This is a genomic window from Arthrobacter sp. TJ-58 (genome assembly GCF_058269295.1).
In genome coordinates, this window is sequence record NZ_JBZCNM010000008.1 from 1 (window position 1) to 12,159 (window position 12,159).

At 63.6% G+C, this 12,159-nt stretch carries 9 protein-coding genes; 4 read left to right on the forward strand and 5 right to left on the reverse strand.

Translation table 11 applies throughout. The annotated features are described in order from the left end of the window. On the forward strand, positions 1 to 130 hold a 130-nt coding region (locus AC4D2W_RS16390; protein WP_490928050.1), incomplete at its 5' end, for an integrase core domain-containing protein. Positions 131 to 262: 132 nt separating this feature from the next. Here AC4D2W_RS16390 and AC4D2W_RS16395 read toward each other — a convergent pair. Beyond that, a complete protein-coding gene (locus tag AC4D2W_RS16395; protein ID WP_490927976.1) occupies positions 263 to 1,753 on the reverse strand; it encodes a polysaccharide pyruvyl transferase family protein in 1,491 nt (496 codons plus the stop codon). Next, positions 1,750 to 2,739 carry a glycosyltransferase family 2 protein gene (locus tag AC4D2W_RS16400; protein WP_490927978.1) on the reverse strand — a complete coding sequence of 330 codons (990 nt, stop codon included), beginning with the start codon at positions 2,737 to 2,739 and terminating at the stop codon, positions 1,750 to 1,752. The genes AC4D2W_RS16395 and AC4D2W_RS16400 overlap by 4 nt, the downstream gene beginning before the upstream one ends. A gap of 274 nt (positions 2,740 to 3,013) precedes the next feature. Here AC4D2W_RS16400 and AC4D2W_RS16405 point away from each other — a divergent pair, with 274 nt between their 5' ends. After that, positions 3,014 to 6,925, forward strand: coding sequence for a S8 family serine peptidase (locus AC4D2W_RS16405; RefSeq protein ID WP_490927980.1), 3,912 nt, complete (start codon positions 3,014 to 3,016; stop codon positions 6,923 to 6,925). An 81-nt stretch (positions 6,926 to 7,006) separates the two neighbouring features. Here the strand turns inward: AC4D2W_RS16405 and AC4D2W_RS16410 are convergent, their stop codons facing one another. Continuing rightward, positions 7,007 to 7,900, reverse strand: a complete 894-nt coding sequence (locus AC4D2W_RS16410; protein WP_490927981.1) for an Fpg/Nei family DNA glycosylase — start codon at positions 7,898 to 7,900, stop codon at positions 7,007 to 7,009. 86 nt (positions 7,901 to 7,986) lie between these two features. After that, positions 7,987 to 8,304 carry a helix-turn-helix domain-containing protein gene (locus AC4D2W_RS16415; RefSeq protein ID WP_490927982.1) on the reverse strand — a complete coding sequence of 106 codons (318 nt, stop codon included), beginning with the start codon at positions 8,302 to 8,304 and terminating at the stop codon, positions 7,987 to 7,989. Between the two features lie 62 nt (positions 8,305 to 8,366). Here AC4D2W_RS16415 and map point away from each other — a divergent pair, with 62 nt between their 5' ends. Then, a complete protein-coding gene (gene map, locus AC4D2W_RS16420; protein ID WP_490927984.1) occupies positions 8,367 to 9,146 on the forward strand; it encodes a type I methionyl aminopeptidase in 780 nt (259 codons plus the stop codon). Between the two features lie 7 nt (positions 9,147 to 9,153). Here the strand turns inward: map and AC4D2W_RS16425 are convergent, their stop codons facing one another. Continuing rightward, positions 9,154 to 10,653 carry a helix-turn-helix domain-containing protein gene (locus AC4D2W_RS16425; protein WP_490927985.1) on the reverse strand — a complete coding sequence of 500 codons (1,500 nt, stop codon included), beginning with the start codon at positions 10,651 to 10,653 and terminating at the stop codon, positions 9,154 to 9,156. Positions 10,654 to 10,798: 145 nt separating this feature from the next. Here AC4D2W_RS16425 and aceA point away from each other — a divergent pair, with 145 nt between their 5' ends. After that, entirely contained in the window at positions 10,799 to 12,112 is a 1,314-nt protein-coding gene (gene aceA / locus AC4D2W_RS16430; RefSeq protein ID WP_490927986.1) for an isocitrate lyase, read from the forward strand. The last annotated feature ends 47 nt before the right edge of the window (positions 12,113 to 12,159 follow it).

Below are 12,159 nucleotides of genomic sequence, written 5' to 3' on the forward strand. Positions count from 1 at the left end.
GAGCGAAGAAGCCAGGATCGCTGATTACGATGCCTGGCTTCATCACTACAATCATCATCGACCCCATACCGGGATCGAGGGCCTCTCACCTATCGAACGCGTTCACAACGTCCGTGAGAGTTACAGCTAGCGCCCGGCTGGCGCCCGGTTGGGGCCCGGTTGGGGCCCGGTTGGCGCCGCAGAACGAACGGCCGTCAGGTTGCCGCCAAAGCGGCCCCCGGCTGCCGCCGGACCGCAGCTCGGGTGGATGCGGGTTAACCCGTTAGCGACGCAGGATTTTCGTGTACAGCCGGTGCGCGGAAAGCGCTGCCTTGACCGTGCGGGAGTTCAGCAACCGCTGGTGTTCAGCCTGAAGACCCTCAAGCTCCCGGTCCCGCTGCGCGGCGTACGAGCGGAGCCTGTCTTCTTCGACCTCTGTCTGGGCTGCCGTCGCAGACCGGCCATGGAACCCGGCGGCCGCCTCTTGTACCGCCGCATGCCAGGGCCCTGCGGCACGCAGCACAGGCGCCGGAGCAAGGTCTTCCACAGCAGCAGAGGCGTTCTTGCTGCCGGAAAGCACCGCCGCGACACCGTCCCACCACTGAGTGAACCAGGCTTTCCGGGACGGCTGCAGTTCTGCCAGATGAGCCGAGATTTCGGCCCGGCGCTGCCAGGTCTCGCCCATTGTTTCGGCCAGCAGTCCATCGGACAGTCCCGGCAGGGGAACCACAAAGTCCGCCAGGCCCCAGTTGGCCATGACGCCGGCGAGCCGGACACCGCTGTAATTGTCTACGGTCAGCGCGGCCACGGGCACCGCTGCGGAAAGTGCGAACACGGCGGGGTGGTAGCGCGTTGTCACTACGAGGGAAGCGCCGGCAGTGACCGCCGCGACGTCCCGGGCGGGCAGTACCGGAAGCTGGCGCCGGGGCGAGGTCATGCAGGCCGCGATCCGGGCATGCGTCTCCCTGTCGCAGGTGTCCTGCGTTCCAACACCGAAGTGCGGCAGGAAGACCGTAGCCAGGCCCGTACGGGCATGCAGGGCATCCAGCTGGGCCCCCAGGAGTTCGTGGAACTTCTCGGGGTTCCCTGAATGCGGGGCGACGGTGACGGCAACATAGCCGGTTTCGGGCAGATTAAGACCGAAGGCTTCCTGCCTTGCATCGTTCCCTGCCGTTCCGCCGCCGAAGGCCAGGAACGACGCGTCATCCAGACCGGTCACTGCCCGTACCCCGAGCCGGCGGGAGAGCTCAGCCGAAGACCGCTCCCGAACCGAGCACAGGTTCGCTGCCTCAAACATGTCCGCCAGAATCCCTGCGTCCACACCCGTCAGCTGCGGGCCCAGCGTCTGGCCGGATATCACCACGGGCTTCCCCAGGGAGCGGGCAACGGCAACCACCGCGGCACGTTCATGCAGAAGCCAGCCATAGCGCGAATTCAGGTTGCCTCCGCCCGCGATGACGACGCCGTCGCACTTCTGAAGCTCAGCGATCAGTGCCAGGGCCGGGTCCCCAGCTGGAAGCGGGGAGGTGCCGGAGAGGTGTTCGCGGATGCTCTTCAGATACGCTTCACGCTCGGCCGGAGGCCAGGGAAACGGCAGAGTGGCCGCTGCCTCGGACCCAAAGAGGCGCTGTGTCTGCTCCGGATTGCGGGACAGCAGGAGAACCTCGAACCCGCGGGCCAGGAGTTCATCTGCCGCGGCATGGCCCATGGCCTCATCGCCCGCGTGGTACAGATCCTGGCCAAGATCCGCAAGGACTGCAATCTTTGCAGTCATGATTCGCGCCGTGACTGCAGGGCATCCCGGACCACTGATACAGCAGCTTTCCCTCTGGAGAAAACACTGCTCAGGCTGGTCCGGTGCTTGACCGTGTCTTCCAAGCGCCGCAGAGCCTGGGTCAGTTCCTCCTGCATCCGGTCCATCCGCCGCTGGTTTTCCAGCAGCAGTTCTTCCTGCTGCGCCATCAAGGAGCTGAGCTGGAGCATGAAGCCCAATCCGCCCTTGGCCAGGTCATCCCGGAGAAAATTATCCCGGACCATGCGGTCAAAGTGCCGATGCTCCTCCGCCTTCTCAAAAATACTGTTGGCTTCGGCACCGGAGGCCGTGGGCCGCTGGCACCAGAACGCCAGCGGTTCCCCGTCGAGAAAACCGATGGGGTGCATCGCCAGGACACGAAGGTTGAATTCCCAATCCCCGCACACCGCCAGATTTTCGTTGTAATAACCCACTTCTTCATGAAGTGAACGCCGGTAGAGGAAGGAAATAGGCACCGCGCGATTAATGCGCAGCTGCTCCCCCAGCGAAATCCGGTTGAAAGCCGGCCAACAAGGTTCGGAACGGGTTTCGACGATATCTTCGCCGACCACTTCCTCAAATCGGACGTTCGTCCGGACAACAACTCCGGCATCGAACGAATTTTCAAGATGCCGGACGGTGCGCTGCAGGAATTCCGGATGCCACAGGTCGTCGTCGTCATGGATGGCAATGTAAGGGGAATCACAGCTGCGGATGCCGGCGTTGGATGCTGCTTCCATGCCGGTGCTCTTCTCGCGGTGGAGAATGTTGACCCGCTCCCGGACGTCCAGGGGCAATTCGGCAACCACCCCGTCGACCTCGTCGACGTCGCCTCCGTCATTGACCACGACTACGGAGAAGTCGCTGTGCGTCTGGTCAAAAATGTCGCGGAGTGCCCTTCTCAGGAACAGCGGCCGATCCTTGGTCCTAACGATTACTGCTACGTGCGATGGTTCGTGCGATGCCACTTGGCTCCCATGGTTCGGCTCCACTTCAGCCACTACGATATACCGGCCGGCCGGGGCGGCACTCCGGGGAAAATTGTGTCCGTTCATACTGTTGACATTCGATAAGAGACAAACAAAGGTACAAGCAAGGCCCAATTTGTTTCCTGACCGAAAAAATCGTGGACCTGATTCAGCTCCGTCTTTACGTCACTACGTCATTGCCAGGTCTCGGTCGGTGGACTCGAAATCAACAGATTTCAATTCCGGCTCCGGCGGACCCTTAATAAGGAGAAGTATGAAGCATCCAAACCATCGGAGATCAGGAAAGGCCGCGCTGGCAACAGTTGCCGGCCTTGCTCTGGTCTCCAGTATGTGGACCCCGGCCGCGGCCGTTGAGGGGAACACTCAGGGGGAACCGACGGCCAAGGGCCTTGCCCGTGTGACGCCGGAACTTAAGGTCTCCAGCGACTTGTTGACCAAACAAGGTCAGGTTTCCGTATATGTTCAGTTCACCGGCAAGGGTGCCTTTGAGCAGACCCAGCCGCAGGAAGTCCGCGACGGACTTGCAGCACCGCTGAACAAGACAGCCGAGGTCCAGCAGATCCGGGCCTCCATCGAGGCGCAGGCCGACGAAGTTGCGGCGCAGGCGTCGTCCAGCATTATTTACACCACCACCAACACCATTCCGGGCGTAGCCATCAACGGTGACGCCGAAGCGATTCGGGCACTGGCAGCTCGCGGTGACATCGCCAAGATCACCGGCATTGTGCCCAAGACGTTCGACAACAAGGGCGGGGACATTGATGTCCGGGCCCTGGACTCCTGGGTTCAGCGCGACCAGACAGGTGAGGGCGTCACCATCGCCGTCCTGGATACCGGTCTGGACTACACCCACTCCGATTTCGGCGGCCCCGGAACCATGGAAGCCTTCGCTCAGGCCCAGGCATCGGACACCATTCCGGCCGCGGACTCGGGACTTTACGACCCGGAGAAGTTCGCCGGCGGCTGGGATCTGGTGGGCGACGATTACAACGCCGACCCCTCGGTCCCCGAGCTGTACAACCCCATCCCCAAGCCGGACGCCAACCCGCTGGACTGCCAGAGCCACGGTTCGCACGTGGCCGGTACCGCAGCAGGCTACGGCACCAACGCCGACGGCAGCACCTTCCGGGGCGATTACTCAGCCCTGACCGCCAAGGACGTCAACGGAATGGGCATCGGCCCGGGCACCGCGCCCATGGCCAAGCTTGTCAGCGTCCGTGTCTTCGGCTGTGAAGGTTCCTCGGAAGTTGTTGGCCAGGCACTGGACTATGTTCTTGACCCGAACGGCGACGGCAACTTCGATGACCGCGCCCAGGTAGTCAACATGTCCCTCGGCTCTTCCTTCCCGGCCTATGACGATCCGGAAAACGACATTGTCAATGCGCTCACCGCGCAGGGCATCCTGTCCGTTGTCTCCTCGGGTAACTCCGGCGACATCTACGACATCGGCGGATCCCCGGGCAGCGCCGAAACCGCTCTGACCGTGGCCAACAGCGTTGGTTCCCAGACCACTCTTGATGCCGCCGAGGTTCTCGAACCGACGTCGCAGAAGAAGTCCGGAACTGCATCCGGCCAGTACACCGCGAACTACAACTACGCAGCCGCAACAGATGAAGCGCTGACCGGCACCGTTGTTATGGGCCCGGCCGGAGATAACTCCGACGGTTGTGCCACGCTCGAGCCTGCAGGCGCCAACAAGGGCAAGTGGGTTTGGCTGACCTGGGATGACAACTCCAGCACCCGCGAGTGCGGATCCGGAGTTCGGTGGAACAACGCCGCAGCAGCCGGTTACGCCGGTGTCATCATCGATTCCACACTCAACGGTTTCGATGCCGGCATTGCCGGCAACGCCACCATTCCGGGCATGCAGGTCACCGCGGATTCCGCGAAAGAACTGCGTCCCGCCGCTGAGGCCGGAACTCTTCAGGTCCGCCTGAACAAGGACCTGTTGGGCACCGTGACCGGCGAGTCCGGCGCACTGGATACCCTGAACGCCAGCTCCTCACGCGGTATCCACGGTTCCAACGGCGTCGTCAAGCCGGACGTTGCCGCTCCGGGCACCCAGATCAAGTCCGCTCAGGTGGGCACGGGCACCGGATCCTCCATCAAGAGCGGAACCTCCATGGCGGCACCAAACGTCGCCGGACTTTCCGCCCTCGTCATCGCCGAGACCGACTACAACCCGTACGAGGTCAAGTCGATCATCATGAACACCGCCACCCATGACCTGCTGACTGCTGACGGTGTTGTTTATGCACCCAACCGCACCGGTTCAGGCCGCGTGGACGCGTTGGATGCCCTCAATACGAAGGTCCTGGCCTACGATTCCGAGCAGCCCGGTCTCACCTCGGTGAACTTTGGCGTCCTGGAACTCGGGTCCAACCCCATCGAGGTAACCCGCAGCGTTACGGTCGAGAACAAGGGCGACAAGCCTCAGACCTACTCGGCTGAATACCTGGCCGCAACGGAAATGCCGGGCGTCACCATCACTGCCGGCGGTCAGGTCACCGTACCGGCCAACGGCAAGGCAACGGTTCCCGTCACACTGAGCATCAAGGATCCCGCAGCGCTGGCCAAGACGATCGACCCCGCTGCTGAGAAGACCCAGGGCACAAACGACATTCCGCGCCAGTACCTGGCGGAAGCCTCGGGCCGACTGCAGCTGACGAGCGACACCGCCGGAACCCTCCGGGTGCCGGTCTACTCCGCTCCGAAGCCGACCTCCGACATGCAGGCCAGCACCAAGATCACCTTTGCTGATTCTGCTGCAGGTACTGCCGCAGTGACCTTCAGCGGCCGTGATCTCAACCAGGGCACGGACAGCGAAGCCTACACCTCGCTGGTAACTCCGCTGGTGCTGGGTGAAGAGAGCGCACGCCGGGACAACCTGGCTCTGGAATCCCTCTACTCGCTGGACCTGCGCACTGTGGGTGCCGCTTCCACCGTTCCCGCACTGACCGCCGCCAAGGGAGACCTGGCGGAGTCGATCCTGAATATTGGCGTGAGCACCTGGGAGAACTGGGCGTCACTGAACAGCAACAGCCAGATCTCCGTTGAGCTGGACACCAACAACGACGGCGCTGCCGACTTCCTGGCGGCCACGTCCTCGGCTGACGGCATCGATCAGTCAGTGTTCGCGCTCTACCCGGTTGTCAACGGCACACCGGCTGTGAAGCCGCTGGGCACCTTCCCGGTCAACGGGGTTGTCGGAAATACAGATACCAACAACTTCGACACCAACGTGGTCACCCTGCCGATCCCGGCCGCTGCGCTTGGACTGGACCTCTCCAAGTCTGCTCCGATGCAGTACCGGGTCTCCACCTACAACGCCTTCAGCGTGAACGCGGACGGCGCACAGGTTCCGGTTGATGAAACCGCCTGGGTCGGATTCAATGTCACCGAACCGGCTATGTGGTTCCAGGGAGCTCCCGGCTCCGAAGGCGCCAACGCGTTCGTAGACGAGAACGGCTCGCTCATGGCAGTCAACCGCCAGGCTTCCACCACCAGCGGCAAGGCCCTGTTCCTGCACCACCACAACGCTTCAGGCGTCAAGGATCAGGTCACTCCGGTTGAGGTGGGCGCCCTGCGCTTCACCGATGTTGCCGGTACCAAGTTCGAGAACGAAATCAACTGGATGGCAGATCAGGGACTGACCACGGGTTACGCGGACGGCACCTACCGCCCGCTTGGCTCGATCAACCGTGATGCCATGGCGGCGTTCCTCTACCGCCTGGCCGGATCCCCGTCCTACAGCGCTCCGGCCACCAGCCCGTTCACCGACGTAGCCACGAACAACCAGTTCTACAAGGAGATCTCGTGGCTTGCTGAGACGGGTGTTTCCACCGGCTACCCGGACGGCTCCTTCCGCCCGCTGGCTCCGGTCAAGCGTGACGCGATGGCTGCGTTCATGAACCGGTTCGCCGGCGAGCAGTGCTCGGTTGAGGACGCTTCGGAGTACAAGTCCCCGGCCGCGGCTTCCTTCACCGACGTGGCCACGAACAACCTCTTCCACAAGGAAATCTCGTGGATGAAGGACTCGGGCGTTTCCACAGGTTGGTCGGACAACTCGTTCCGCCCGCTTGAGGATGTCTCGCGTGAAGCCATGGCGGCGTTCATCAACCGCCTGGACGGTTACACCACCGACAACGGCGGTAACTGCAAGTAAGCACCAACAGCTAGAAAGACAGCGGGTCCGGGAGATTATCCCGGGCCCGCTGTTTTACTGTTCCCCGGAACTCTGCCGGCCTCACTTGAGCAGCTTGGACATCCGGCGGTCAGCCAGCAGTTTTCCGCCGGTTTGGCAGTTGGGACAGTACTGGAGGGAAGAATCGGCAAAAGATACTTCCCGGACTGTGTCACCGCAGACCGGACAGGGTTCCCCCGTCCGGGCATGGACCCGCAGCGCCCGGCGTTTGGAGTCCTTCAGCTCGGCAGCGGGCCGCCCCGAGGCATTGGCAATGGCCGATTTCAGCGTGCCGTCCATCGCCTCGTACAGCCGCCGGACCTCCTCGGGCTGAAGCCGGGCAGCGTTGGCGAACGGTGAGAGGTGCGCAGCGTGCAGGATTTCATCGCTGTACGCGTTCCCGATGCCGGCAATCACCGACTGGTCCCGCAGCAGCCCCTTGATCTGGCCGCGGTGCGAGGCAACCAGTGCAGCAAAAGTGTCATAGTCGACGTCGAACGCCTCCGGGCCCAGCCGCGCAATGCCTGGAACCTCCTGAAGATCCTCCACCAGGTAGACGGCTAGGGATTTCTTGGTTCCGGCCTCGGTCAGGTCGAATCCCGGCTCAGCCCCGCCGTCGTCGTCCGGGGAGGCAGCAAAGCGGACCCGCAGCGCCATGGGCCCCTTGCCGGGCCGCAGCCGTCCCGGCTTCAGTGCGTCGGACCAGCGCAGCCAGCCCGCTTTGGCCAGGTGCATCACCAAATGGACGCCTCCGGCGGTGATGATCAGGTACTTGCCCCGGCGCCGGACGGCGGTCACCGGCGCACCGATGAGGGCCGTCAGCGGCACTCCCGCTGTCTTCAGGACGGAGAACGACAGGACCTCGACGTCGGAAACCACGGCGGCGGGTGCATCGGCGGGAAGCAGTTTGGTCCGCAGGAAATCGGCGAGTCCCTGCACCTCGGGCATCTCTGGCATGCCTACACCCTAAACGGTCTGTGCCGCTGCCAGAACAGGCCGGGGTGAACGCCGCCGGAAAGTGGTCCCGGAGTGGGGCAAAGCCTTCAGGAGGCGAGCCGCTCTTCCGTGCCGCCGTCTGATCCGCTGCGCCTGGCACCGGACTGTTCAGCACCGGGCTCGGGCCGGCTGATCTCCTCCCACACCGCGTCCAGGGATAGCCCGAGGACCCCGGCAATGGCAGCGACGGTGGGAAAGGCGGGTGTGGCCACGCGGCCGGACTCGATTTTTCGCAGGGTCTCCGGGGAAACATGTGCCTGCAGCGCGATGTCCAGCATGGTGCGCTCTCCCCGCGCCCGGCGCAGCAGGGCGCCAAGACGCTGTCCGCGCTCGACTTCTCCGGGGGTAAGCGGCAGTCTGACCATGGGCACTATCCTACCGGGATAATATGGCCGGTATAGTTATTGGACATCTCGAAAGGTACCGCATGATCGAAATCCTGAACGCCGCTGAAGTTGCCAAGGCCCGCACCACGGGTGCACTGGTCGCAGACATTCTTCAATCGCTGAAAAGCCGCGCCGTGGTTGGCACGAATCTTCTGGATATTGACCGGTGGGCTGCGGCAATGATCACGGAAGCCGGAGCCGAGTCCTGTTACGTGGACTACGAGCCGTCCTTTGGGCGCGGACCTTTTGGGCATTACATCTGCACCTCGGTCAACGACGCGGTACTCCACGGCCTTCCGCACAACTACACACTTGCCGACGGCGACCTGGTGAGTCTGGATCTCGCCGTCCTCAAAGCCGGTATCGCCTCCGACTCCGCCATCAGTTTCATCGTGGGCGATGTCAGGCCGCCGCAGAGCGTGAAGATGATCAAGACGACCGAGCGCGCCCTGGCCGCCGGCATCGCCGCAGCTCGCCCCGGTGCACGCATCGGCGATCTTTCCGACGCCATTGGCTCGATCCTGAGCGAGGCGGGGTTCCCGGTCAACACGCAGTTCGGCGGTCACGGCATCGGGTCCACCATGCACCAGGATCCGCATGTTCCCAACGCCGGCCGGCCCGGCCGCGGATACAAGCTGCGCCCCGGGTTGCTGCTTGCACTGGAGCCGTGGGTCATGGCTGACACCGATGAACTGACTACCGACGACGACGGGTGGACCCTGCGAAGCGCAACGGGCTGCCGCAGCGCGCACAGCGAGCACACGATCGCCATTACCGACGACGGCGCGGAGATCCTTACGCTGCCGTCTCAGCGTTCCTAGGGGATCCCTAGTCCGCAGCGTGCGCCTGCAGAAACGAATACACCTCGGTTTCATCCACGCCGGGAAAAGCTCCCGGGGGCAGGGCCGCCAGCAGATGCGAATGTGCCCGGGCACTGGGCCAGGCAAACCCGGACCACTGTGAGGACAGCTCGCCCGGAGGCGTGCGGCAGCAGTCCGGATCCGGGCAGCGGGACTTGGAACGTGCGGTGGTGTCACGGCCGCGGAACCATTTCACGTGCGCGTAGGGAACGCCGATGCTGAGGGAGAACAGGCCGCCGGAGCTGCGTTCGGTGCGGGCGGTGCACCAGTAGGTCCCGGCAGGGGTATCGGTGTACTGGTTGAATGCGCTGAATTGGTCCGGCACGGAGAAGACCTCCCGGGACGTCCAGTACCGGCAGATCGGCTGGCCCTCAATGGCGCCGGTGTGATCGGCGGGGAACGTCACGCCGTCGTTCTCATAGGCCTTGTAGACAATGCCGCTCTCGTGCACCTTCTGGAAGTGGGTGGGGATGCCCAGATGCTCCGTGGCGAGGTTCGTGAACCGGTGCGCCGCGGTCTCGTAAGACACGGCGAAGGCATCGCGGATGTCCTCCACAGCAATCTCCTTGGCAGCCTTGGCCTGCTGCAGGAACTCCACGGTGGCTTTCCGGGGCAGCAGCAGTGCCGCCGCAAAGTAGTTTGTGGCCACCCGCTGGCTGAGGAACTCCCCGTAGCTGCTGGGTGTCCGGTGCTGGAGCACATAGTGGCCCAGCGCCTGCAGCAGCACCGAGCGCGGATCGTGGTCCGACCGCTGGGACTGCGTGAGATAGATCCGCCGGTTCTTCAAATCAGTGACGGACCGGGTGGAGTGCGGCAGGTCATGCACGTGATGCAGGCTGAAGCCCAGATGCGCGGCAATATCAGCGATCACGTGCTGGGACAGCGGCCCGGATGTGTGTCCCACCGAATCCAGCACCTTCTGGGCCGCGGCTTCGTATTCGGGAAAGTAGTTGTTGCGCTCCCGCATCATCTTCCGCAGTTCGCCGTTGGCCCGGCGCGCCTCCTCCGGCGTGGCCACCTGCTCGTTGAGCCGGCGCTCCAGCTCCGACTGCAGTCCCACCAGCGATTCGAGGACGTCAATGGGAGTGCGCGAGCTGATCCGCACCTTCGGCAGGCCCAGGGAGGAATACAGCGGTCCGCGCTGGGCCCGCTCCAACTCGATCTCAAGGGCAGCACGCCGGCTCGGAGGCTCGGCACCCAGCAGCGAATCGATGCTGACATCCAGTGCGGCGGCCAGCGCCTGCATCATGCCCAGTTTCGGTTCGCGCTTGCCGTTCTCAATCAGCGACAGCTGTGAGGCCACGGTTCCGACGGCGGCGCCCAGGTCATCGAGCGTCATCCCCTTTGCCTTGCGCAGGTGCCGGACGCGCCGGCCCAGGCTGATCACATCCAAAGTGCGCTCCGCTTCGGACCCCGGAGCGGATTTGCGGGCTGCCGGAGCGGGCCGGTTCCATGTTGTGTCAGTCACAAATTCACATTATGCGAAGAACTGCATTTCTTGCCAGAGAAAAGTCCTAGAAAGGGGGTTGTTATTGCCGCAGAGTGGGTTGCACAGAGGAAATCACCGGTTGAAACGGCCGGAGATGCAGCACCACTTCAAGGAGACGTTGGTCATGACCCAGGAACACAACACCGCACCCACCGCCGAGCAGCTTACCTCCGAATGGGCCACCGATCCCCGGTGGGCCGGCATCGAGCGCGACTACTCCGCCGACGACGTCGTGAAGCTCCGCGGCCGCGTCTCCGAAGAGCACACGCTGGCACGCCGCGGTTCCGAGAAGCTCTGGGACCAGCTCCGCAATGCCGGCGACGAGGGCTACACCAACGCCCTGGGCGCCCTCACCGGCAACCAGGCTGTGCAGCAGGTCAAGGCCGGCCTCAAGGCCATCTACCTTTCCGGCTGGCAGGTGGCAGCCGATGCGAACAACTCCGGCCACACCTACCCGGATCAGTCCCTGTATCCGGCCAACTCGGTTCCCACCGTGGTCCGCCGCATCAACAACGCTTTGCTCCGTGCCGACCAGATTGAGTTCGCTGAAGGCATCTCCACCGTGGATGACTATTTGGTGCCGATCGTGGCCGACGCCGAAGCCGGCTTCGGCGGCCCGCTGAACGCCTACGAGCTGATGAAGTCCATGATCCAGGCAGGCGCAGCAGGCGTGCACTGGGAAGACCAGCTCGCTTCGGAGAAGAAGTGCGGCCACCTCGGCGGCAAGGTCCTGATCCCCACCGGCCAGCACGTCCGCACCCTGAACGCCGCCCGTCTGGCCGCGGATGTTGCCGGCACGCCCACCGTCGTCATAGCCCGCACCGACGCCGAGGCAGCCACTCTCATCACTTCCGATGTGGACGAGCGTGATCAGGAGTTCATCATCCGTGAGAACGGAGAGCCAGTTCGCACCCCCGAAGGTTTCTACAAGGTGCGCAACGGGATCGAGCCCTGCATCGCCCGTGCCAAGGCCTACGCCCCGTACTCGGACCTCATCTGGATGGAGACCGGCACCCCGGATCTGGAACTGGCCCGCAAGTTCGCCGAATCCGTCCGCTCCGAGTTCCCCGATCAGATGCTGGCTTACAACTGCTCGCCGTCCTTCAACTGGAAGAAGCACCTGGACGATGACACGATCGCCCGGTTCCAGCGCGAGCTCGGTGCCATGGGCTTCAAGTTCCAGTTCATTACCCTGGCCGGCTTCCACGCCCTGAACTACTCCATGTTCGACCTGGCCCACGGCTACGCCCGCAACGGAATGAGCGCCTACGTGGAACTGCAGGAAAAGGAGTTCGCTTCCGAATCCCGCGGCTACACCGCCACCAAGCACCAGCGCGAGGTCGGTACCGGATACTTCGATGCCATTGCCACCGCACTGAACCCGACCGGAAGCACCCTGGCCCTGGCCGGTTCCACGGAATCCGCCCAGTTCCACTAAACCCCGCTTCCCCTATCCTCCACCTCCACCCCCGCGAGATGGCAGAA